This is a genomic window from Emcibacteraceae bacterium, assembly GCA_041396985.1.
In the GTDB taxonomy this organism is placed as follows: Bacteria; Pseudomonadota; Alphaproteobacteria; order Sphingomonadales; family Emcibacteraceae; genus Pseudemcibacter.
This window is the reverse complement of sequence record JAWKXO010000002.1, coordinates 346,380-370,784: the sequence shown is the minus strand read 5'-3', so window position 1 is coordinate 370,784 and position 24,405 is coordinate 346,380. Positions and strand designations below refer to the sequence as shown.

The window sequence follows — 24,405 nt, the reverse complement described above, 5'->3', positions numbered from 1 at the left end:
GCTTTACGCGTTGGCACGCTAAAGCAATCTTCCCATTTGCGAGAGATATCATATATTTCTGAACAAGTTGTTACCTCTATTAATAATTTTAACTAGAATAAAAAAGCCGCTGACTTATAATTTCAGCGGCTTTCCATCCCTTTTTAGCTAAAGCTATTTGCCATCATTGCCGAAAGCCGCGCAGCAAAAGCCACCGGATCATCCGGAAGGTCACCTTCCATAATTCGGGCCTGATCCAAAAGGATTTGAGAGGCGTCTTTAAGTTTATCAACTGACCCGTCCTTTGTTGCCTCTTTTGCTAAAGTTATAATCAACTGATTTGCAGGATTTATTTCAAGCACCCGGGCACTTAATGCACCATCAAGTTTGTTATGCATCTTAAGTATACGTTCCATATGAATATCCATGTCGTTGTCATCCGCGACAAGGCACACGGCACTATCGGTTAAACGGTTTGATAGACGAACATCCTTTACCGAGTCGCCTAGATTGGTTTTAAGAACAGCGATTAATGCATCAATCTCTGGGGTATTTTCCTCTTTTTTGTCATCCTTCTTATCTTTAAGATCCGCAGAGCCCCTGGTCACTGAGACAAATTTCTTACCCGCAAATTCCGGAACCATCTGTAGCCAGAATTCATCAACGGGATCACAGAAATAAAGGACTTCTATTCCCTTGGCCTTAAAGCCTTCAAGTTGCGGAGAACGTTTAGCGGCGGCCAGGTTATCAGCTGTGATATAATAAATCTTATCCTGATCATCCTTTGCCCTGGATAAATAATCATCAATTGTCGTAAGTCCTTTATCCGCCGTTGAATTGAAACGGGACATTTTGAGGATCTGATCACGCAAGGCAAAATCTTCATAAATACCTTCTTTAAGCACGGCCCCAAAAGCATTCCAGAATTCGTTAAATCCATCCGTATCTTTTTTGGCTTTTTTCTCTAACTCACCTAATACACGTTTGGTTACTGCATTTCTGATATTCGTCATCACCGGATTATTTTGCAGCATTTCACGGCTGATATTCAACGGCAGATCTTCACTGTCAACCACTCCGCGCATAAAGCGCAGATAACCGGGAAGCAAATCTTCACAATCATCAGTGATGAAGACGCGCTTTACATAAAGCTTCACTTTTGTCTTACGGGCCGGATCAAAAAGATCCATTGGTGGCTGGCTGGGCACAAACATAAGAACCGTATATTCAATCTTGCCCTCGGCCCGGTAATGAATGGTCATTGCCGGATCATCAAAGGCATGGGCCACATGATGATAAAATTCTTTATACTGTTCTTCTGTAATTTCTGATTTTGGGCGGGCCCAAATGGCAGTGCCGTCATTGACCTTTTCCGACTTTTCCTTTTCTTTTGCATCCTTTTCTTCATTTTTGCTGATCAGCGTTATCGGCAATGTGATATGGTCGCTATAAGTCTTAATGATATTTTTCAGGCGGTAAACTTCCAGAAACTCCTTGGCATCCTTTTTTATATGTAGCGTAATCTGGGTTCCTGCGCTGTCTTTTTTGGCGTCTGAAATGGTATACTCGCCAATGCCATCTGATTCCCAGCTATAAGCCTTATCCTCACCTGCTTTTCGGCTTAAGACCTCGACCTTGTCCGCAACCATGAAAACAGAATAGAACCCAACCCCGAACTGGCCAATCAGGTTAACGTCTTTTTTCTTATCACCGGTCATTTTTTCAACAAAAGATGACGTTCCGCTTCTCGCGATTGTACCAAGGTGGGAAATAAGGTCTTCCTTGTTCATGCCGATGCCGTTATCGGAGATAATCAGCTGTTTTTTGTCCTGATCGACGCGAATGGTGATTGCAAACTCACCCGCATCTTTTAGAAGCTTGCTATTGGTCAAACCTTCATAACGAAGCTTATCGCAGGCATCGGATGCATTTGAAATCAGTTCTCTAAGAAAAATCTCCCGGTCACTGTAAACCGAGTGAACCATCATATGTAACAGACGGGAAACTTCCGCCTCAAAACCGTGTTTTTCTTTCGTCATTTTCAACATGTCCTAAATTATTCTTATTACTAGTTGAAATATGGCGGGAGCTTTTATGATTTCAAGGGTTTTAAGGGAAAAAAGATTTTATCCTATATATTTCATGCGGCCACCAAGGCCATCATAATGCTGATCCATCCTTTCAATCCATGAAAGAATGGGATCTCCATCATCAAGCAGTTTTTTAGGGCTGGTCATTCTTGCCCATAAAAACATGCCATAAAGAACATAGTCCTGATATAGCGGATTAGGACCACCAATATAGTCAGCATTTTTAAAATACTGGCTATAGGGCCAGAGATTATCTTTAAATGTTTTAAAGGGAAGCTCGTAATTATCTCTCGCTTCTTCTATGGTGCAACCGATTCGTGGTTCGCGGGTTTGTCTGAAGTAATGCTGATTCTCTTCATCAAGAATATTATAAATATCACTGACTATGGTTCTGAACAAAGGAGCAAGTAACGGCATGGCAACCTGAAGATCAAAAAGTTTTGCCGAAGCACGGTCCGAAAATAGCGCCGGTCTGTCAGGGTATGTATCCTCAAGATAGCAGGCAATGTCCCAGCTATCGGCTACGACTTTGCCATTATCCTCAAGCACAGGCACGGTTTTGCTTCCTGAAAAGCCAAGTGTTTCTTTTATTTCCGTAAACCGTAGCGACACAAGTTCATAATCCAGTCCCTTGTGTTCCAGTGCCAATCTGCTTCGCCAGACAAAAGGGCTATAGCCATTTGTTCTGTCACGACCAACAAGTTCATAAAGTTTCATGAGAAGATCCCCTTTTTATTTCTGAACTATATCATGCTCTAAATAAAATTGCAGCCAGTGAAATAAATATTGCTGGGTGAAGGGGAGGGAAAAGGGTTTCGCAATATCTAATCACTGGCTGCAGGGACTAACAATAATAGATATATTTGACAATTAAGGCGGAGTTAAGAGTGAATTAAGGTCATTTTGTGGCATTTTAGGTTGCAATCATTTTTTGATAGGCTCAATATTCACTTAATGACGGATCACTCAACCATAATTCCTTTTCATTCAGCCTTTCATAATAAAGGGGTCCCCTCATCAATTTTTTTTGAACGTCGTGAATTTGAAGCGATACTCAATATTTACGGCAAAATGGTCGCGTCCGGATACTGGAAGGATTACGCAATTTCCGCCAGCAAAGATGTTGCAACCTTTGCCGTGTTCCAGAAAGCCAGTGAACGCCCGATTTTCAGAATTACGAAAACCCCCGCCCTTAAACATAAACAGGGAGCCTTTGCCATTCTCAATAGTCAGGGCCTGATTTTAAAACGTGGTCAGGAATTGGGCCACGTTTTAAAATATTTTGATAAGAAATTAATCAAACTTGTTCAATAATCACCGGCTGTTTGGCCGTCGTGGCGGTTTTAAAACCGTGTTTCGACCGTCCATTTCAGAATCCGTATCCGGGAAATCAAGTGTATAGTGAAGGCCACGGCTTTCTGTTCTGCTGAGCGCTGAATGAACAATAAGATCCGCAACTGTCACCAGATTACGAAGCTCAAGAAGATCGGGCTTAATTCTGAACGTGCTGTAATATTCGCGAATTTCCCCGGCCAGCATATCAATACGCCTCGCCGCCCTTTGCAGACGGCGGGTTGAACGGACAATGCCAACATAATCCCACATAAAATGACGAAGCTCATTCCAGTTATGGGATACAACGACTTCTTCATCAGAATCGGTCACGAGGCTCTCATCCCAGGGCCTTATCTCGTCTGTCATTTTTTCATTTTTTATAATTTTCAGAATGTCATTGGCCGCCGCTTTGGCAAAAACCAGACATTCAAGCAGAGAGTTACTGGCCATGCGGTTGGCCCCATGAAGCCCGGTATGGGCAACTTCACCGATGGCGTAAAGGTTCTTAACATCCGTACGTGCATTGAGGTCAGCCATAACACCGCCACAAGTATAATGGGCTGCTGGCACGATAGGTATCTGATCCTTTGTCAGGTCATATCCCAGCTTAAGGCATCTTTTATAGATGGTTGGGAAATGGTCTTTAATAAACTGATCGTCCTTATGGGAAATATCAAGATAGAGACAGTCAACCCCAAGACGTTTCATTTCATGGTCAATGGCATGGGCAACTATATCGCGCGGCGCAAGTTCGGCCCTTTCATCAAAGCGGTCCATAAAGCGTTTGCCATTGGGCAGACGCAGAACGGCCCCCTCGCCCCGGAGGGCTTCAGTCAGCAGAAATGTTCTGGCCTCAGGATGATAAAGACAGGTTGGATGAAACTGATTAAATTCCATATTGGCCACCCGACATCCCATGCGCCAGGCCATGGCTATCCCGTCGCCGGTCGAGCCGTCAGGGTTTGATGTATAAAGATAGGCCCGACTCGCCCCACCTGTTGCCAGGACCGTAGTTTTTGCCCGAAACACATCAACATTTCCATGTTTTGTATCCAGAATATAGGCGCCGATACATTTCTGTGTCTTGATATTTTTTTTACTGTTACTGACCAGATCAACAGCCATATGATGTTCAAAAAGGGTAATATTCGGGTGTTTTTTAACCTGCTTCTCAAGGGAAATCTGCACTTCTTTACCCGTCGCATCGGCGCTGTGAATGACGCGGCGGAAAGAATGTCCCCCTTCCCTGGTCAGGTGATAATCCCCCTCAACAACCTTTTCATTATCCGCTTCATCATCTTTGGTAAAATCGGCGCCATTGGCAATGAGCCAGTTGATCGCCTCTTTACCGTGCTCAACAACGAATTTTACAGCCTCATAATCACAAAGACCGGCACCAGCTTTTAACGTATCTTCAATATGGGCCTGCGTGCTGTCCCGGTCGTCAAGCACCGCAGCAATACCGCCCTGGGCCCAAGATGTGCTGCCGCTTGAAATTTTATTTTTGGAAAGCACCGCCACTTTTGCATGGTCCGCCACCAATAGAGCAAGACTAAGTCCTGCAGCACCGCTGCCAATCACCAGAACATCAAAATCATGACTTTTTGCCATTTATTATCCTTCCTGAGACTTGGTTAACTGCAGGAAGATGTCTTCAAGATCGCTTTCTTCGGTTTTAAGATCAGCAATCTCGATCGATGTTTCGGTAATTTTCTTAAATATGTCACCTATGGTGATTGAGCTTGGGTTAAAATGAATGACAATGTCCCCCTGCTCATTTAATTTTCCGCCAATATCGGCCAATTCGGGAGGCAATGTTCCAACGGGTGTTACCGGTGTAATAATTACCATTTTTTCATCCAGCTGCTTAAGAAGCACAGGCGTTTTTTCACAAATCACCAGTTCGCCGTGATTGATAATGGCGATTTCATCACAAAGCTCTTCCGCTTCCTCAAGATAATGAGTGGTTAGTACAATCGTTACCCCTTTTTTATTCAGATCCCTGACATATTGCCAGATATGAGCTCTCAGCTCGACATCAACCCCTGCCGTTGGCTCATCAAGCACCAGAATTGGCGGGTTATGCACCATTGCCTTTCCTACCAGAAGTCTCCGCTTCATTCCGCCCGATAAAAACCTGGTATATGCGTCGCGCTGCTCTTCAAGACGCATAGCTTTTAAAATTTCCATGGACCGGCGTTCAGACTTTGGAATTCCATAAAAGCCCGCATAAAGTTCCAGGATTTCGAATGGGGTAAAATAGGCGTCGATATGAACTTCCTGCGGTACAATACCAATATTGGCTTTGGCATTTCTGATATCCTTATCCGTATCAAAACCCCACACTTCGACAGACCCGGCTGTCTTATCAACAATACCAGCAATAATATTAATAGTCGTTGATTTTCCTGCTCCGTTTGGCCCCAAAAGTCCAAAAATTGAGCCTTTTGGGATTGAAAGATCAATGCCTTTAAGGGCAATTTTTTCTGCTGATGCCCCTTCAGCGGCGTATGTTTTCCTCAGGCCACGAATTTTTATGGCCAGTTCTTGATCTGTCATCTTTTATGATCCAATATAAACTTGTTTATTCGGTATCATCCGCTAGTCTATGGGTCAATGAATAATCGGGTATAAATTAAAAATATATGGAACATGAGAAACATGTCTAACGGAAAACATCTTTATCTGATCGACGGATCCAGCTTTATCTTCAGGGCCTATCACGCCATAAGGCCACTTACACGGCCGGACGGTACACCGGTTAATGCCGTTTCAGGTTTTTGCAATATGCTGTTTAAATTGCTGCGTGATCTTGATGATACTGAACGACCCAGCCACCTTGCCGTTATTTTTGATGCCGGACTAAAAACATTCCGAAATGAAATTTATCCTGAATATAAAGCTCATCGTCCACCAGCGCCAGAAGACCTTATCCCGCAGTTTAAAATCATTCATGAAGCCGTGGAGGCCTTCAATCTGCCCTCAATCCAGCTTGAAGGATATGAAGCTGACGATATTATCGCGACTTACGCAAAAAGGGCAGAAGCCGATGGCCATAAGGTTACCATCGTTTCTTCGGATAAAGACCTGATGCAGCTGATTGATGATCATATCAATATGTTTGACAGTATGAAAAACAGCTTTATCGGTGCAGCACAAGTGGTTGAAAAATTTGGTCTTGGTCCCGATAAAGTCATTGAAATTCAGGCTCTGGCCGGTGACAGCGCCGATAATGTCCCGGGGGTTCCCGGCATAGGTGTTAAAACGGCAGCAGCCCTACTTGAGGAATTTGGCGATCTTGATACCCTGCTTGCACGAGCCGGTGAAATAAAGCAGAACAAACGCCGGGAAAGCCTGATTGAATTTGCGGATCAGGCGAGGTTAAGCCGGCAGCTGGTCACTCTTGACCAGGATGTTCCAGGGTTGCCCGATATCGACAGTTTCAAGTTAAAGGATATTGATCCGGAAAGGGTAATGCCGTTTTTGGAGGAGCAGAATTTCAAAAGCCTGCAAAAAAGAATTTTTACCCACCTTGGCCCTGAGGTTACTGCGGGTTATGAGCCCATTGAACAGGAAGTGCCAAAGGATGTTGCTTATGAAACAGTGACCACTGTTGATGCACTTAAAGACTGGATAAAAAAATCTGAAAATTCACGTCAGGTTACGATAGATACGGAAACCACATCGGTAAATGCCATGGCCGCAAAATTGGTTGGTGTATCATTGTCTGTTAAAAGCGGTGAAGCCTGCTATATCCCGCTTCAGCATGTCAGCCATAGTGATGAGCCCGTCGATCTGCTATCTGAAAAGAATGATGAACCATTGCCGGACCAGATCCCGATCAATGAAGCGCTCTCACTTTTAAAGCCGCTCCTGACAAATCCGGCTATTTTAAAAATTGGCCAGAATATAAAATATGACGCCCTAATTCTTAAAAAATATGGAATTCCGATTACGCCAATTGACGACACGATGCTGATATCCTACGTGCTTGATGCCGGGATTAACAAGCATGGCATGGATGAACTTTCACGGGTCCATCTGGGAATTGAGCCGATCCCGTTCAAACAGATTGCCGGCACCGGACAAAAACAAATTACTTTTGATAAAGTACCCATTGACAAGGCCACCGAATATGCCGCCGAAGATGCGGATATTACCGGGCGACTTCACCGGCTTTTAAAACCGAGGCTTGTCCAGGAAAAAATGCTCACCGTTTATGAAACGCTTGAACGGCCGTTGGTCCCCGTGCTTGTTGATATGGAATATAACGGTATAAAGGTTGACCGCGATATTTTAAACCGGCTTTCAAATGAATTTGCCGTGCGGCTTTCCGAATTGGAAGGCGAAATACATATTCTGGCAGGGCATCCTTTTAACATCGCTTCCCCCAAACAGCTGGGCGAAGTTCTCTTTGATGAGATGGGCATACCCGGAGGCAAGAAAAGCAAAACAGGTGCCTATTCCACAGGGGCAGATATACTTGAAAATCTGGCGGCTGACGGTCATATGCTACCGGAAAAGGTTCTTGAATGGCGGGCGCTTGCCAAACTTAAAAGCACTTATACCGACGCCCTTCAGAATGAAATAAACAAGGATACCGGCCGGATTCATACATCCTATTCACTTGCCGCGACAACGACGGGACGGCTTTCATCCAATGAACCGAATTTACAGAATATTCCTATTCGAAGCGAAGAAGGGCGAAAAATCAGAAATGCTTTTGTCGCCGAAAAAGGATTTAAGTTAATTGCCGCTGACTACAGCCAGATTGAGCTTCGTCTACTGGCGCATATTGCCGGACTGGACAGCCTGAAAAAAGCATTTAAGAATGGCATTGATATTCATGCAATGACCGCATCAGAAGTTTTTGGCGTTCCCATTGAAGGGATGGCCCCGGCTATCAGACGACAGGCCAAGGCGATCAATTTTGGTATAATTTATGGTATCAGTTCCTTCGGTCTTGCCCGACAGCTCGGCATGAGCCGATCAGAAGCCAAAACCTTTATTGACCGTTATTTTGAAAGATTTCCCGGCATTCGCCATTATATGGAAGATACTAAGGAATATTGCCGCAACAATGGATATGTCCAGACCATTTTTGGTCGCAAAATCCATATTGCCAGCATAAATGATAAAAACGGAATGCATCGGTCTTTTGGTGAACGGGCCGCGATCAACGCCCCCATTCAGGGATCAGCCGCGGATGTTATTAGAAGGGCCATGATCAAAATGCCCGGTGCTTTGAATGCCGCAAATCTGAATGCAAGAATGTTGCTTCAGGTACATGACGAGCTGGTATTTGAAGTACCGGAAGATGAAGTCGATAAAACCGTTCCGATCATCAAAAAAGTAATGGAGAATGCCGCCCTGCCAGCACTTGAAATCAGCGTTCCTCTAACCGTGGATTGTGGTATTGGCGATAACTGGAATGAGGCGCACTAAAAAGAACTCAGCGTTTCATAACAGCTACATCGCTAATAAGGACTCGTGCTTTATCATGCTTAAGAACGATATTTGTTGCATTCTGGAGAGAACGGCTTAACAGATTGGCATTGACCGGTCGGTCAATATCAAAAAAATTGAGTGCAAGTTTAAGCGTTTCCTGCATGTAGGCATTTTTGAGACGTGGAAGTATTTTTATAGCCTCCTCACGCTGTTCGCTATCATCAATTTTTAACTGTAGAAGAACTGTCATGGTCCCGGCCGGACGTTTTCGTCTGTTATACATGGCAACGCTGATCGGTGGAATTTCAACAAATTCACTAATTTCTTCTGCTTTTTCCTTTTTCTCTTCGGTAGAGTTTGCCGAAGCGGTCATAGTGCCCATGAGAAGGCCTATCAGCACAATGAAAAATAGTCTGATACTCATTAAGAATCCTGTTTTAAATTAATGTGCCGCCGGTAACGGCCAGCACACGTTGTAGTCCGTCCTGATATCTTGCCAGCCTTTCCTGCAAAAAGGCCGGCGCGGGACCTATATTTTTCTTGGCATCAGCAAGTATCTGTGCTTTTACCGGATCATATGTTAATGATCTGTGTGCACTTTGAATAACCTGTATCGCATTTTCCAGCTGATTAAAAATATACTCGGCTTCTTTTCTTGTGCTAAATGAGAATGCATTATTAAGGCCGAGCGCAAAAATACCGCCAAGATTATCCGGTCCATATTCTTTATTATCCAGATTGAATAACACTTCCGATGAAATAATACTGCGTTCTTCAAAGCCCAGTTTTGAAAGCGCGTCACGGCCATCTGCCCCTGAAATAAAATCAATGGTCGCGCCATTCCTTGCTTCCAGTTTAAGTGCGGGTCCATTTTCACCATATGTTATACTTGCTTTCAGATTTCTTGTGGAAAGTGCGTTTATTCTTGTCACCAGCCGGTCAAAGGTGTCCCCTTCCCGGATATCAATTTTTATTTTTCGCCCACCATTAACAGTGAAATAAAAATGATCCCCCGCCCTTAACGAAGTTTGAGTTGCGAGGTTTCTGGCCTGTGTATGATCAATTGTCCCGCTGGGCAATCCCAGCTTATCAAGAACAGAAGATCCGCTCTGTGCGACAGCGATGCCCGTTACCTGATTATAACCCGTTGTTCCGGCAAGTTGTTGTTGCCAGTCAACAGCACCTGTTGCTGCATTTAATTTAACGGCAAAACCGTCGGTAAGCCCTTTCCGGGTTCCACCCGTTAATGTCCCGCCTGTTGTACCGGCAACATAAACGGCTCCGTTATAAACATCAATTCCGGCCAGATCATCGGATGAACCTGTCCCCAGATAGGATGTCCAGTCAGCAGAAAAAGAGGCACCATTATCGGTCAGTTTGGTCGCAAATCCGTCTTTGCCACCATTATATGAACTCGTCACATTGCCGCCGTTAAGGCCGCCACTAAATGTGGACCCTGAAATATAAATATCAGAGCCGACCACAGAAATACCTGTGACTTTACCGCCGGATAGATCGCCAATGTTATAGCTTGCCAGTGTGGTATTCAGATTATCTTTATCCAGTTTGCGAATGATAGCATTTCCATCTTCTTCGGACAGAACAAGCAGGTTTCCGTCGTCCGCAATGGCTATTTTTTTACCATAATCATTTGCCGATGTTCCGAACTGGGTGGTTTCAAGGACGGTGCCGCTGGCACCCCCAAGTTTTACCAGAATGGCATCACTGCCGCCATTATCCGTTGTTGTAATATCAAATCGCCCACTGACCTGACCTGTGAAATAAATATCGCCATTGGCATCGGTGATCAGACTATTGGCCTGATCGGTTGAGATGGTATCAAGTTGCTGTGTCCAGAGTTCTTCACCCTTAGCCGAATATTTAGTGATAAAACTATCTGTACCGCTAAAGACATCGGATGCGATCAGTTCTTCATTGGTTTTTCCGGCGATAATAACATTATCATCACTGTCAATGGCCAGATCGAACCCCTCGGCTTCATCACTTGCACCAACCAGACGTGACCAGAGCAAATTGCCGACGGAATCAAATTTTGAAAGAAAGACATCACTTGTCTGCGCGCCATTAATCTGACCGCCAAAATCTCCCTGGGTCGTACCAATCACATAGCTATTGCCATGACTGTCAACTTTAACAGCTGTGGGTGTGGTTTCATATTTTACAGGCGTTGAATTTGTTGCTTCTGAACCTTTTTCATTAGGATCGGCCGGAATGACAAAGCCGTTTTCATCAATACCAACAATTTCATGACTGTAGGATTTTGAGAGCCCCGAGCCATCAAGATTAGCATATTCAGTGATCGTTCCCGTTTTCACCGCACCATAATCACTGGACACATTGCTTGATGTGATAATAAGTGACGGTGAAGACGATGCGGCATTCAGAGAAATTTTTTCAGTGCCATCAACATTTAATTTAAAACCAAAAGTACCATTCCCGATTTCTTCAATGGCAATCCGGCTTTTATATTTGCTAACGGTTTCCCCTGAGCCATTCAGTTTGGTAAGCGTTGCTATTTGACTATTAATCAGATCTTTCAAACTGGTCAGGGTGATATCACCGCTAATATCAGCCAGATTGATAACGACATCATCAGCAACGGAAAATCCGTCTGAAATGCTGATGGTAAAAACTTCATCGCCATTAAGGCCCGTTAATTCTGAAGTCTTGCTGGTGGCGATCGCCTGGCCGCTGATATCACGGTCATCCTTCCCTAAAGTCGCCGTGGATGTTACATATGATTTTTTTTCCCCGGCAAGCAAAATTAACTTATCAAGTTCAGCACTTTTTATATATTGGTCAATTTCAGCAAGACCTCCCTGAAATTGAGCACTCAACGCGGCGATAAGTGATGATGGTGTTTTATTATCCTTGGCATATTCGGCAATGGTTTTTAGATCATTTAAGGCCGCATAAAGGGTGAAAAGGGCCTTGTCATCCTTATCAAAGCCCGCTTCTTTGACCGCTGAGGTGTTTTCATTAATGAAGGAGGTTTTATTTCTGATTTTATTATATCGACTGAGCAGCGATGTATCATCAGTTTCGTCCCACGGTGTTACCACTGCCGGTCCGCGGCTGGATGAAGCCAAGGATGACGACGTGCTATATATGCTCGTCCCGATGCCGTTTCTGGCATTAAACTGGGTGCCTAGAATAGACACGTCAAAACTGATAAGGTTAAATTCTACCACTCTTTTCTCTCTGATTTCTTCAGATACAATTATTCATATACTAGAATAATGACAATAAGTTAACAAAAACTATATTTTTGGGTCAATTTGAGCTAATTCAGACAGTTTTTACCAAGTAACTATTGAAAGATTTTCAATAGCCAACTACATCTATTTAAGGAAAATTTTTTAAATGATTTAATTACAGGCACTAAAAATGGGTGAATACGCATATTTACTGGCAAACATGGTAGCAGGCTTAGCCAATCTGATTTCATTTTTACTATTTATTTATATTATTTTCAGTCTGCTGATTTCATTTAACGTTATCAATACTTATAATCAGTTTGTATCAATCGTTTATGGATCCCTATACAAACTATTTGAGCCAATGCTTAGACCAATACGAAATGTAATGCCGGACCTTGGTGGTCTTGACCTTTCGCCAATCGTGATCTGGTTTTTACTTCAATATGGAACACCGTTTATTACCACTGCCATAAGAGGGCTGGCATAAACCCATCTGCAAACAGGAAATGCTATGAGCGCAACAATTATTGATGGCAAGGCCTTTGCCGCCAACCTTAAAGAAGACGTCGCCAGAAAAGTTGCAATTTTAAAAAAGGATCATAACCTTACCCCCGGGCTTGCCGTAGTGCTGGTGGGGGAGGATCCGGCCAGTCAGGTTTATGTCAGAAACAAAAATAAATCAACCGTTGCCGCAGGCATGAACAGTTTCGAGTTTCTGATGGAAGATACTGTCAGAGAAGCGGAGCTGATCGCAAAAGTCAAAGAGCTAAATAATGACCCGACTGTCCATGGTATTCTTGTTCAGCTGCCGTTACCAAAGCATATTAATGAAGCGGCTGTCATTGAAACCATTTCACCTGAAAAAGATGTTGATGGTTTTCATGTGATCAATTCTGGTCTTCTGGCAACTGGCGGAAAAGGCATGGTTCCTTGTACCCCGCTTGGCTGTCTGATGATGCTAAAAGATGTTCTTGGAAATTTAAGCGGACTGGATGCTGTTGTCGTCGGAAGATCCAATATTGTCGGTAAGCCAATGGCGCAGCTTCTCCTCAATGAAAGCTGCACGGTGACCATTGCCCATAGCCGGACGAGGAATTTACCGGACGTGGTTGGCCGTGCCGATATCGTGGTCGCTGCCGTCGGTGTTCCAGAGCTTGTCAAAGGGGACTGGATTAAAAAAGGTGCAACCGTCATTGATGTTGGCATTAACCGAATTGAAAAAGAAGACGGTAAAACAAAACTGGTTGGTGATGTTGAATTTACATCCGCCGTCGAACGTGCCGGTGCCATTACCCCGGTTCCAGGAGGCGTTGGCCCGATGACCATTGCCGTTTTACTGCAAAATACGGTAACCGCCGCCTGCCGCCAAAATGGCATAAGTGAGCCAGCGTAATATAACCACAACAAAATAATCATTGCCAAAATTTTAATTTTATGTACCTCTCTTGATTAAAATTTGTTGGGGACGCTATGAGCATACTTGATACACATTATGACAAATGGAGTTGGGATCGGGCAAAACGTCAGTTTTCTCAACTGGTTACCTTGTCAATTCCTATCATTCTCCAGCGTCTTGGCATTATGACCCTTGGGATTGTCGATACGGCAATGGTCGGTCATTATTCAACTGTGGAGGTTGGCTATCAGGGAATTGCAAACAGCGCCCTAGCCTCAACCTTGATTATTGCCTTTATCGGTCTTTTAATGGGCACAATGGTGCTTACATCCAATGCCTACGGTGCAAGAGACTATAAAAAATGCGGGCAGATCTGGCGCCGTTCCATTCCCTATAGTCTTGTATTCGGATTTATCGGGTTTTCTATTTGTTTCTTTGGGGAACCCATTCTGCTTTTTCTTGGACAGACGGAGGATATTGCCCGAGGTGGCGGCGAAGTCATTCGGGTACTATCCATTGGGATCCCGATGACCGCCCTCATGCTCTGTTCTCAGTTTTTTCTGGAAGGCATAAACCGTCCCCTTCCCGGGATGATCTTTATGTTTATTGCCAATTTGCTTAATATTTTTTTCAACTGGATTTTGGTTTATGGTCATTTCGGGTTTGAACCTATGGGGGTCATTGGTTCTGCCTGGTCCACAAATATTGTCAGAATTTTTCTGGCCAGTTCTCTGCTTTTTTATATCATTTTTTTCGTTGATCGTGAAAAATACGGTCTGTTTGAAAAAGTGGACATGTCCTGGAATGTCTGGCGCAAGCAGCGCCATATAGGTTATGCCGCCGGCTTTACCAATATTGTAGAACATTTAGGGTTTGCAGCACTTTATGTCTTTGCCGGGCTATTGGGGGTCATCAGTCTGGGTGCTGCCACTATCGCATTTACCGTATTCGGGGTTCCTTTTATGATTTGTTATGGAGTTGCCGGGGCAACCTCGGTCCGGGTCGGCATTGCTCTTGGTCGTGGGGATCGTCATGATATGGCCCTTGCCGGACTTTGCGGTCTTGCCTTTAACGGAATGATCTGCCTGCCGCTAATGTCTATTCTCCATTTTGCCCCTGATACTATTGCCGGTATTTTTAGTGAAGATACCGCACTGGTCGCTGCAACAGTTCCGCTCATTGCGCTATCTGCGTGGATGCTATTCCTTGATACGGCACAAACAGTGATGGGAAATGCACTTCGTGGACTACAGGATATATGGGTACCTGCCATTTTTTATGTTTTTTGTTATAGTCTAATCATGATACCGCTGGCCTATTTTCTGACTTTTACACTGGAACATGGCGCTATAGGTCTTATAGAATGTATTATCGTTGCGAGCTTTTTGTCTCTGATGTTATTAAGTTCGCGTTTCTTTTATTTAACGTTGATTAAAAAACAACAAGAAGATGACAGAAAATACGCTTAAAAAACTGACCCTTTCTATCGCGCTGCGTTCTATCCTGTTCAATTGTTATTTTTATTTAGCCGTCACCTTTGCCATTATATTTTTACTGGCCCCTCTTTCATTTTTAAAATCCGCGAGGCCCATGCGGCGGGCAATTTTAAAGGTAATCAATTCAATTATTTATATGTATGAAAAAATTGCGAGAGTTAAAATTGTCGAAGTCGGCACTGAAAATATCCCAAAAGGCAAAGGCTTTATCTATTGCAGCAAACATATGAGTAATATGGACGCGTTAATTCTTTATAGACGATCACCCAATTTAACGGCTCTTGCCAAGAAAGAGCTTTTCAGAGTTCCTCTTCTCAGTCTCGTGTTTCATAAAATGGGCGTGATGGCTATCAATCGCGGTGCTGGCCAGGCACAGAAACAAACACCGATGATTGCAAAAGAGCTTATTACAAGAAAAATCCCAATGATTATATTTGCAGAAGGCACCCGTACGGTTGTTGGAGAAAGACGGACACTAAAATCAGGTGTATTTTACTATCAAAAACAAAATCCTGAGCTGGATGTTATTGTTGTTTCCCATAATTCCGGGGTTTCCTGGCCCAAAAAATCATGGATAAAGTGGCCCGGAATTTTGACCATTGAATATCACCCGCCAATGCCTAAAGATCTTGAAAAAGAAGAGTTTATGGATGAAATTTCAAAGCGGTTGTTGGACAGAAGTGAAGAATTAATGTTGTTAAAATAGTGGAATTCCATTATATTGAACAAAAATACGGGAATTCACAATATGTCACAATCCTCTCCTCCAGACATTGGCCTAAAAATCAAGCAGCTTCGTTCTGCTAGAAATCTTACGCTTGACCAGCTTGCAAGCCAGAGCGGAGTTTCAAAGTCAATGCTTTCCCAAATTGAGAGAAATAAAACAAATCCGACTGTCGCAACACTCTGGAGCATGACCCAGGCACTAGGCGTTGATATCAGTGAGCTACTTGGCAGCAAACCATCTGCTCAGGATAAAAATAAGCACATTTCAATAACCAAGTCTCATCAGACCCCTGAAATTCAAAGCGCCGACGGTAAATGCACTTTAAAAATCCTGGGTCCGTTGGATCTCGTATCAAAAGTGGAATGGTATGATGTTTTTATAGAACAGGGTGGAATTCTTGAGTCTGATCCCCATGTTAAGGGGACAAAAGAACACCTGACAGTTCTTAACGGTGATATTTCTGTAACCTCAGGAAATCAGGAAATGATATTAGCCACAGGTGACACAGCGCGTTATGATGCAGACGTTGATCATTCAATCAGCAATATCGGAAAAAAAGCGGCTCACGTCATCCTGTTGGTACATAGTCCTAAATAATTTCCTTTATATTGAATAATTTTTAGGCTTGTCTGTTATATTAAATATGATATCCTATATATTGTACAAATGAGTCGATATAAAAATCTGGAGCAAATTATGAGCAGCCGTTATCAAAAATATTTATCGGAAAAGCTGAACGAGCTAAAAACAGAAGGCCTCTATAAATCAGAGCGTGTGATAACCACCCCGCAAAGTGCTGCCGTTAAAGTAAAAGAAAGCGGGGATGACGAGTTTATTAATTTCTGCGCCAATAATTATCTGGGATTATCGAACGACCCGACACTGGTTAAAACCGCAAAAGACGCCCTTGATAAATATGGTTACGGCATGTCGTCTGTCCGGTTTATTTGTGGAACACAGGATATTCATAAAGAGCTTGAAGAAAAACTGGCCAAATTTCTTAAAATGGAAGATGTCATTCTATATCCGAGCTGCTTTGATGCCAATGCCGGATTGTTTGAAACGTTGCTTGATCAGGATGATGCCATCATATCGGACGCATTAAACCATGCCAGTATTATAGACGGTGTCCGGTTGTGCAAGGCCAAACGCTACAGATATGAAAATAATAATATGGCAACCCTTGAAGACTGTCTTAAGGAAGCACAGTCATCTCGGTTCCGGCTCATTGCAACTGATGGGGTATTTTCCATGGACGGCATTCTAGCAAACCTGCCTGCCATTTGTGATCTTGCTGAAAAATATGATGCTATGGTTATGGTTGATGATAGTCATGCCGTTGGCTTTACCGGCAAAACAGGCGCGGGCACCCCAGAGTTTTTTGGCGTACAGGACCGCGTTGATATTATTACCGGCACGCTGGGCAAGGCAATGGGTGGCGCCTCCGGTGGTTATACTGCAGCCTCAAAAGAGGTTGTTGACTGGTTAAGGCAGCGGTCGAGACCTTATCTATTTTCCAATACGCTCGCTCCCGTTATTGCCGCAACGTCATGTAAAGTGATCGATTTAATTTCAGAACGCCACGAGCTTCTCGAAAAACTGAAAAGTAATAGTGAGTATTTCAGGGAAAAAATGACTGCTCTAGGATTTACCCTTGCTGGCGCCGATCATGCAATCATCCCCGTTATGCTGGGTGATGCCCGCGTGGCGGGCGAAATGGCTGAGAGATTATTGAGAGAGGGTATTTTTGTCATTGGCTTTTCTTTCCCTGTTGTACCAAAGGGTGCGGCAAGGATCAGAACCCAGATGTCCGCCGCCCACAGCCGTGAACAATTGGATAAAGCCATTGACGCATTTGCAAAAATTGGCCGCGAACTTAAAATAATTGAATAGGTGTGATGATGAAAAGCCTTGTAAAAGCAAAAGCAGAAATTGGGATTTGGCTTGAAGATGTCAAAAAACCGACTATTGGCCATAATGATGTGCTCGTTCAGGTGAATAAAATGGCCATTTGCGGCACTGATATTCATATTTTCAACTGGGATGACTGGGCCCAGAATACAATTCCGGTGCCTATGACTGTCGGGCATGAATTCTCCGGCGTGATTGTTGAACTGGGATCTGAGGTAAATGGACTTAAAATAGGTGACCGCGTTTCAGCAGAAGGACATGTAACCTGCGGTCATTGTCGTAAGTGCCGGGCGGGCGAGCGTCACTTATGCAGAAACACGGTTGGAATTGGTGTTAACCGTCCAGGGGCTTTTGCCGAATTTATAAGTGTTCCGGCAACCAATATCTGCCCCCTTCCGAGAACCATCAGTGATGATCTTGGGGCCATACTTGATCCGCTTGGCAATGCCGCGCACACGGCACTTGAATTTGATCTGGTTGGTGAAGATGTGCTGATCACTGGTGCCGGACCAATCGGTATCATGGCTGTCGCGATCGCAAAACATGTCGGTGCACGCCATATTGTCATTACGGATATAAATGATTATCGCCTTGGCATCGCCAAACAGATGGGAGCGACAAGGGCTGTCAATGTCAGCCGTAAATCCCTTAGAGATGTAATGGAAGATCTTAATATGACGGAAGGCTTTGATGTCGGGCTTGAAATGAGCGGTAATGCGCGGGCTTTTTCAGATATGCTGGATGTAATGAATCATGGCGGTAAAATTGCGATGCTTGGTATTATGCCAGGGGACACTGCCATTAACTGGAACCATGTCATATTTAAAGGTTTGGAGATCAAAGGAATTTATGGCCGCAGAATGTTTGAAACCTGGTATAAGACCATAGCTATGCTGGAAAGTGGACTGGATCTGAGCCCGGTTCTTACTCATCATTTTAAAATTGATGATTTTGAGGAAGGATTTGAGATTATGCGATCCGGAAATTCAGGGAAAGTCATACTGGATTGGCAATAGAGAAAAGACGATAAATACTCAATAAAAAAAACATTTATTGAAAAAATACGCTTATTGGTTTTTTTCTTTGAACATTTTCCCCTTATTTTTTTCTTTCCGTTCTTTGTCTTCGGCAAGTACGGACTCATAAATCACATAAAATACCAGTGTAATCATACCAAACATAAAGGCCGCAACCATTATTTTTTCCTCTTGTTAGTTATGGCGATTAAGCCACCTCGTTACTTTATAATTGCCGAATTATATCCATCAACAATTTTTTAGTAATTTAACTATATAACTGATACCATAAAAATTAGTTAAAGTAGAATTCAATAAATTACATCATGTTCAAAAGAATAAAAATTAAGAATGTGATATAAGGATAAATTATAGTGAGAGACATCCTATTAGCCCTTTTCCTCCTGTCTGCTCTTCCATTGGTATTATACAGATACCAGATCGGAGGATTGGTTATTGCGTTTATTTCCTTCATGTATCCGCAGAGTAATACTTACGGATTTGCGCTTTCCGTTCAGTGGATTGATATGTTTTTTGTGTTGACGGTCGGGGGCTATATCGTTCAGCAGGGGTATAAAAACTATCAGCACCACCCCCTTGTAACCGCTTTGATAATATTCTTCTTATGGACATGTGTAACTACTCTTTTCTCATTCAACATGTATTATTCATATGAGCCATGGGTTAAATTTTCTAAAATCCTGCTCATTGCCTATGTCGTTTATGCTATGCTCAATACCGAGAAAAGATTGATTGCGTTAATAAAGGTTATGGTGTTGTCCTTTGGATTTTATGGAATTAAAGGTGGTCTTTTTACAATAATCAGCGGAGGAACAGCTCACGTATTAGGTCCCGTAAACAGTTTTTTCGGGGATAATAACGGTATGGCGCTGGTACTTGTGATGACAATTCCTTTTATGATTTATTTTGTTTCCAATGCTGAAAATATTTATCAAAAATATTTTTCTCTGGTTTGCGCCATATTTACGGCAATTGGTGTATTGGGCACTCAATCCAGAACCGGGTTTGCTGCGCTTGTCGTTACCGTTCTTTATTTCACCTGGTTACAGAAAAAACTGTTCCGCGCGATATTGATTATTGCACCTATTGCTTTTGTCGCCATTTATTTTATGCCGCAAAGCTGGACTGACCGAATGGGAACATCAACAAATCTGGAAGAAGACGCATCATTTCAGGGTCGGGTGGATATGTGGCGCGCCTCTGTTAAAATTGCCAATGATCATCCGATAACGGGGGGTGGTTTTAACGTTATTTATGTGCCGGAAGTAATTGTTGAATATATTCCATTGGGGGTAAGAGCCCGTGCCATTCATTCCGGCTATTTTCAAATGATCGCTGAACACGGGTATGCCGGGTTTATGATCTGGATGGGTATACTGGCCTATACATATTTAGTTGCCCGACGATTAGGTCGCCAATCCAAGGATGTCCCCAATATGCCTTGGTTTAAAGATCTTTCAATAGCTATTCGAAGTTCCGTGGTTGGATATATGATTTTGGCCTTCACGGCTAACATCGCGTTTTTTGACCTTCTATATTTTCTGATTGTAATAACAACAATCGCCGATAATGTGATGCAGAAATACAGGGGTTCGGACAAGTTTGATCTTTACAAGCCCGTGGCGATGGCTGCTTAACAATTCAAATCAGTGGCAGGCGATATTAATCCCTTTTTTCGCCAGATATTTCTGATGATATTCCTCCGCAGGCCAGAATTTGGATGCCGGGGAAATCTCGGTGACAACTGGATTTTTAAATTTATTTGAGTGCTCAAGCTTTTCTTTTGAGGCTTCAGCTTTCATTTTCTGATCTTCATTCAGATAAAAAATAGCTGATCTATATTGAGTTCCAACATCTGGTCCCTGTCTATTGAGGGTGGTCGGATCATGGAATTCCCATAAATATTCAAGCAATTCATCATAGCTCACTATTTCAGGGTTGAACGTAATTTCAATAGCTTCTGCATGACCGGTTGTTTTGCCGCAAACTTCCTCGTATGTCGGGTCGCTCGTATCTCCCCCGGTATAACCGACACAGGTTTCAACGACACCATTTACTTTAGAAAAGTTAAGTTCCACTCCCCAAAAACACCCTGCCGCAAAAATCGCTTTTTCCATTATAAGCTCCTCTGTAATTTTCTGTCGCCCTGATTGGCATATATGTTAATATCTATATCTATTCAACCAATATGAAAAGTCAAAAACATGCAAAAGAATGACACTGACTGGAAGTCGGAATTAAGCGAGGAAGAATATAAAATCACTCGTTGTGGCGGCACTGAACATCCTTTCAGCGGAAAATATTATAACCATAAGGAAGAGGGCACTTATCTTTGTAACTGCTGTAAGAAGCCGCTTTTTAGCTCATCAACAAAATATGACAGCGGCAGTGGATGGCCAAGCTTTTATGCGCCTTTTAACGAAGACTCAATAATAGGCCTGCGCGATACCAGTCACGGCATGATCCGGGAGGAAGTAAAATGCCAACATTGTGATGCCCATCTTGGTCATGTCTTTCCCGATGGACCACCACCCACTGGCCTGCGTTACTGCATTAACAGTTTATCGCTGGATTTTAAGCCGGTTAAAAATACAGAATAAGATTAATCGAAGGGCTTAATCAAATGCCTCTTCCCATTTGCCCTGGGTCGATGCCCTTGAATATTCGGTGGCGCGATTTTCAAAGAAATTGGTATGTTCAACGCCATTCAGAATTTCATCCATCCAGGGAAGCGGATTATTACCAACAAAGTATATTGGGTTTAATGAAAGTTGGGTAAGGCGGCGATCAGCAATATAACGAATATAATCCTTTACTTCCTTAGCGGTAAGCCCTTCAATGTCTCCCATTTCAAAAGCAAGATCAATAAACGCATCTTCATGCTCTACCACCGTTTTACAGGCTTCCATCAAATCATTCTGCAGTTCTTCCGTCCAGACTTCCGGATATTCACGTACAAACGTATGAAACAGTTTGATAATTGACGTCATATGAAGCGTTTCATCACGCACGGACCACGTCACTATCTGGCCCATGCCTTTCATTTTATTAAAGCGCGGAAAATTCATCAAAATTGCAAATGAAGCAAAAAGCTGAAGTCCTTCCGTAAAGGCACCAAAAACAGCAAGAGTTTTGGCAATGTCTTCCTTGGTATCGACGCCCCACATCTGCATATAATCATATTTATCTTTCATCTGTTCATATTTGAGGAAAGCTTCATATTCCACTTCAGGAATGCCCAATGTATCCAGAAGGTGACTGTAGGCTGCCACATGAACGGTTTCCATATTGGAAAATGCTGCCAACATCATCTGTACCTCGGTCGGTTTGAAAACCCGGCCATATTTCTGCATATAACAGTTATTCACTTCCACATCAGCCTGGGTAAAAAAGCGGAATATCTGCATCAGAAGATTTCTCTCGGAATCAGAGATTTTCATATTCCAGTCTTTAATATCATCGGCCATCGGCACTTCTTCCGGTAGCCAGTGAACACGCTGCTGTGTCAGCCAGGCGTCATATGCCCAGGGATATTGAAAAGGTTTATAATAAATACGTTCCTGTAGTAGCGGCATTATGTTATCCGGTTTGTTTGTGGTTTATTCTTATTGACAAGACAGACACTCTTCATAATCCGCTGACTCGTGTGTTCTGGCCATTTCCTTAAGCATCGCATCTTTAGCCTGATTGCTTGATGCTTCGGAACTTTCCGCACGCTGTATTGAAAGCGAACGGCAGTAATAAAGGCTTTTAAGGCCTTTTTTCCATGCCTGGAAATGAATTTGATGGAGGTCCCGCTTATGGACATCCGCCGGCAGGAAAATATTTACGGATTGTGCCTGATCAACAAGCGGTGCACGGTCAGCCGAATGCTCAACAACCCAGCGCTGATCAAGCTCAAATGCGGTTTTGAAGACATCCTTTTCATGATCACTCAGGAAATCAAGATGTTGTACAGACCCGCCATTGACCGTAATGTTGGACCATATTTCCTCTGTATTTTTGCCTTTTTCCTCCAACAGTCGGGTCAAAGCCCGGCTTCTTACGTTAAACGAGCCGGAAAGGGTTTTCTGGGTAAAGCTGTTTGCAGCAATCGGTTCAATGCCTGGACTTGCCCCACCACAGATAATAGAAATAGAAGCGGTCGGGGCAATTGCGGTTTTATTGGAGAACCGCTCCATAATGCCGTAATCTGCCGCATCCGGACATGGTCCTTTTTCAAGTGCCAGTTTTTTGGACGCTTTATCCACACCTTCTTTTATATGATTGAACATTTTTTTGTTCCAGACCTGTGCCATTACGCTTTCAAACGGGATCATACGGTCCTGAAGGAAAGAATGGAATCCCATTGCTCCTAGTCCGACACTGCGCTCACGCATAGCTGCATATTTAGCCCGAGACATGGAATCCGGCGCCCGGTCAATGAAATCCTGAAGCACATTATCAAGAAAGCGCATCAGATCTTCAATGAAGAGCTCCTGATCTTTCCACTCGTCATATTTTTCAAGGTTGATGGAAGAAAGACAGCATACGGCCGTTCTCTGGTTACCCAGATGGTCCATCCCTGTCGGCAATGTAATCTCACAACAAAGGTTGGATGTTTTAACATTCAGTCCTGCCAGTTTGTGATGTTCGGGTGTTGCGTCATTCACATGGTCGATATTAAGTATGTAGGGTTCGCCGGTTTCAATACGGGCGGTCAGAATTCTGATCCACAAATCCCGCGCTTTAACCCTTTTCTGGACAGTACCATCATGCGGACTGGTAAGTCCCCATTCCTCATCCGCTTCCACCGCACGCATGAAAGCGTTTGATACGGCAACACCATGGTGAAGATTTAAGGCTTTCCTGTTAGGATCTCCACCGGTTGGGCGACGGATTTCAATAAATTCTTCAATTTCCGGATGGCTGATCGGCAGATAAACGGCAGCACTACCCCGACGGAGAGACCCTTGTGAAATGGCCAGCGTCTGACTGTCCATCACACGAATGAACGGGATGATGCCGGATGTTTTACCATTTGTGCTGACATTCTCACCAATTGAGCGGAGATTACCCCAGAAACTGCCAATTCCACCCCCTTTGGAAGCCAGCCAGACATTCTCGTTCCATAGTTCCACAATACCGGCAAGACTGTCGTTTGCTTCATTCAAAAAACAAGATATAGGGAGACCGCGTTTGGTGCCGCCATTGCTTAAGACCGGGGTGGCCGGCATAAACCAAAGCTGACTGATATAATCATAAAGTCGTTGAGAATGCGCTTCATTATCACCATAATAACTGGCTACGCGGGCAAACATATCCTGATATGTTTCATCCGGCATTAAATATCGATCGGTAAGGGTCGCCTTACCAAAAGATGTTAACAAGTCGTCTCTGCGATCGTCGGTTTTTACCCGTGAATGATCTTTAACCTGAATAGTTTCATTAAGAACTGATGCAGACAATATTTCCACTCCCTTTAATCTAACCCGAACATTCTTTCAGGTTAAAAGCATTTTTTATAAAACGACTCCGAAAAAGCCAATATTATACATTAGATTCGACCAAACATGAACCTGACGGCTTATAATTTCGATGTGTTTCCTGTATTTTTTTAGGCGACTACAATAGGCACTCGAACAAACAAATCACGCTAAAAATCATCCTAATTTTTGCTAGTGTATTGTAGTATAATCATTTTCTTGATCGCCACCCTTCAAAAATTCAAATAACACAAGATATGGTATTTGCGACATAAAAAAATGTCAACAACTAGTATGCCG

21 protein-coding genes are annotated in these 24,405 nt (G+C 43.3%); 11 read left to right on the top strand and 10 right to left on the bottom strand.

The features are described 5' to 3' along the window. Positions 1-143: 143 nt before the first annotated feature. Together htpG and R3D86_06305 are read right to left on the bottom strand one after the other, a co-directional pair. Positions 144-2,018, bottom strand: a complete 1,875-nt coding sequence (gene htpG / locus R3D86_06310; GenBank protein MEZ5757815.1) for a molecular chaperone HtpG — start codon at positions 2,016-2,018, stop codon at positions 144-146. An 87-nt stretch (positions 2,019-2,105) separates the two neighbouring features. Further along, positions 2,106-2,786: a glutathione S-transferase N-terminal domain-containing protein gene (locus R3D86_06305; GenBank protein ID MEZ5757814.1), complete on the bottom strand. Its 681-nt coding sequence runs from the start codon at positions 2,784-2,786 to the stop codon at positions 2,106-2,108. Between the two features lie 237 nt (positions 2,787-3,023). On the opposite strand from R3D86_06305, the gene R3D86_06300 reads away from it, so the two are divergent. After that, on the top strand, positions 3,024-3,383 hold the full coding sequence (locus R3D86_06300) for a DUF2794 domain-containing protein (GenBank protein MEZ5757813.1): 360 nt from the start codon (positions 3,024-3,026) through the stop codon (positions 3,381-3,383). On the opposite strand, the gene nadB is transcribed toward R3D86_06300, so the two are convergent. Then, positions 3,384-5,015 carry an L-aspartate oxidase gene (gene nadB / locus R3D86_06295; GenBank protein MEZ5757812.1) on the bottom strand — a complete coding sequence of 544 codons (1,632 nt, stop codon included), beginning with the start codon at positions 5,013-5,015 and terminating at the stop codon, positions 3,384-3,386. It lies immediately after the preceding gene. A gap of 3 nt (positions 5,016-5,018) precedes the next feature. Beyond that, positions 5,019-5,963, bottom strand: coding sequence for an ABC transporter ATP-binding protein (locus tag R3D86_06290; protein MEZ5757811.1), 945 nt, complete (start codon positions 5,961-5,963; stop codon positions 5,019-5,021). 102 nt (positions 5,964-6,065) lie between these two features. On the opposite strand from R3D86_06290, the gene polA reads away from it, so the two are divergent. Then, positions 6,066-8,849: a DNA polymerase I gene (gene polA / locus R3D86_06285; GenBank protein ID MEZ5757810.1), complete on the top strand. Its 2,784-nt coding sequence runs from the start codon at positions 6,066-6,068 to the stop codon at positions 8,847-8,849. Between the two features lie 7 nt (positions 8,850-8,856). Here polA and R3D86_06280 read toward each other — a convergent pair whose 3' ends face one another. Beyond that, entirely contained in the window at positions 8,857-9,276 is a 420-nt protein-coding gene (locus R3D86_06280; GenBank protein ID MEZ5757809.1) for a hypothetical protein, read from the bottom strand. A 13-nt stretch (positions 9,277-9,289) separates the two neighbouring features. After that, positions 9,290-12,064 (bottom strand): SBBP repeat-containing protein, encoded by a 2,775-nt coding sequence (locus R3D86_06275; GenBank protein ID MEZ5757808.1) that lies wholly within the window; start codon positions 12,062-12,064, stop codon positions 9,290-9,292. Positions 12,065-12,260: 196 nt separating this feature from the next. Between R3D86_06275 and R3D86_06270 the strand changes: the two genes are divergently transcribed. The 7 genes from R3D86_06270 to tdh all read left to right on the top strand — a co-directional run bounded on the left by R3D86_06270 (position 12,261) and on the right by tdh (position 18,619). Then, complete coding sequence (locus R3D86_06270; GenBank protein ID MEZ5757807.1) at positions 12,261-12,560, top strand: YggT family protein; 300 nt, start codon at positions 12,261-12,263, stop codon at positions 12,558-12,560. 24 nt (positions 12,561-12,584) lie between these two features. After that, the gene (folD, locus tag R3D86_06265; protein MEZ5757806.1) at positions 12,585-13,466 is read left to right on the top strand and encodes a bifunctional methylenetetrahydrofolate dehydrogenase/methenyltetrahydrofolate cyclohydrolase FolD; all 882 of its coding nucleotides are present in this window, start codon (positions 12,585-12,587) and stop codon (positions 13,464-13,466) included. A 77-nt stretch (positions 13,467-13,543) separates the two neighbouring features. Continuing rightward, on the top strand, positions 13,544-14,938 hold the full coding sequence (locus R3D86_06260) for an MATE family efflux transporter (GenBank protein ID MEZ5757805.1): 1,395 nt from the start codon (positions 13,544-13,546) through the stop codon (positions 14,936-14,938). Continuing rightward, positions 14,919-15,671: a lysophospholipid acyltransferase family protein gene (locus R3D86_06255; protein MEZ5757804.1), complete on the top strand. Its 753-nt coding sequence runs from the start codon at positions 14,919-14,921 to the stop codon at positions 15,669-15,671. The genes R3D86_06260 and R3D86_06255 overlap by 20 nt, the downstream gene beginning before the upstream one ends. 42 nt (positions 15,672-15,713) lie before the next feature. Then, the gene (locus R3D86_06250) at positions 15,714-16,289 is read left to right on the top strand and encodes an XRE family transcriptional regulator (GenBank protein MEZ5757803.1); all 576 of its coding nucleotides are present in this window, start codon (positions 15,714-15,716) and stop codon (positions 16,287-16,289) included. A gap of 99 nt (positions 16,290-16,388) precedes the next feature. Continuing rightward, positions 16,389-17,585, top strand: coding sequence for a glycine C-acetyltransferase (locus R3D86_06245; protein MEZ5757802.1), 1,197 nt, complete (start codon positions 16,389-16,391; stop codon positions 17,583-17,585). A gap of 5 nt (positions 17,586-17,590) precedes the next feature. Beyond that, positions 17,591-18,619, top strand: coding sequence for an L-threonine 3-dehydrogenase (gene tdh / locus R3D86_06240; protein ID MEZ5757801.1), 1,029 nt, complete (start codon positions 17,591-17,593; stop codon positions 18,617-18,619). Between the two features lie 51 nt (positions 18,620-18,670). Here tdh and R3D86_06235 read toward each other — a convergent pair whose 3' ends face one another. Beyond that, positions 18,671-18,799 carry a hypothetical protein gene (locus tag R3D86_06235; GenBank protein ID MEZ5757800.1) on the bottom strand — a complete coding sequence of 43 codons (129 nt, stop codon included), beginning with the start codon at positions 18,797-18,799 and terminating at the stop codon, positions 18,671-18,673. A 194-nt stretch (positions 18,800-18,993) separates the two neighbouring features. Here R3D86_06235 and R3D86_06230 point away from each other — a divergent pair, with 194 nt between their 5' ends. Then, positions 18,994-20,277, top strand: coding sequence for a putative O-glycosylation ligase, exosortase A system-associated (locus R3D86_06230; GenBank protein ID MEZ5757799.1), 1,284 nt, complete (start codon positions 18,994-18,996; stop codon positions 20,275-20,277). Between the two features lie 9 nt (positions 20,278-20,286). Here the strand turns inward: R3D86_06230 and msrA are convergent, their stop codons facing one another. Beyond that, complete coding sequence (gene msrA / locus R3D86_06225) at positions 20,287-20,757, bottom strand: peptide-methionine (S)-S-oxide reductase MsrA (GenBank protein ID MEZ5757798.1); 471 nt, start codon at positions 20,755-20,757, stop codon at positions 20,287-20,289. Between the two features lie 87 nt (positions 20,758-20,844). On the opposite strand from msrA, the gene msrB reads away from it, so the two are divergent. Further along, complete coding sequence (msrB, locus tag R3D86_06220; protein MEZ5757797.1) at positions 20,845-21,240, top strand: peptide-methionine (R)-S-oxide reductase MsrB; 396 nt, start codon at positions 20,845-20,847, stop codon at positions 21,238-21,240. 15 nt (positions 21,241-21,255) lie between these two features. Here the strand turns inward: msrB and R3D86_06215 are convergent, their stop codons facing one another. Then, a complete protein-coding gene (locus R3D86_06215; GenBank protein ID MEZ5757796.1) occupies positions 21,256-22,215 on the bottom strand; it encodes a ribonucleotide-diphosphate reductase subunit beta in 960 nt (319 codons plus the stop codon). 30 nt (positions 22,216-22,245) lie between these two features. Further along, a complete protein-coding gene (locus tag R3D86_06210) occupies positions 22,246-24,087 on the bottom strand; it encodes a ribonucleoside-diphosphate reductase subunit alpha (GenBank protein MEZ5757795.1) in 1,842 nt (613 codons plus the stop codon). Positions 24,088-24,405: the final 318 nt, after the last annotated feature.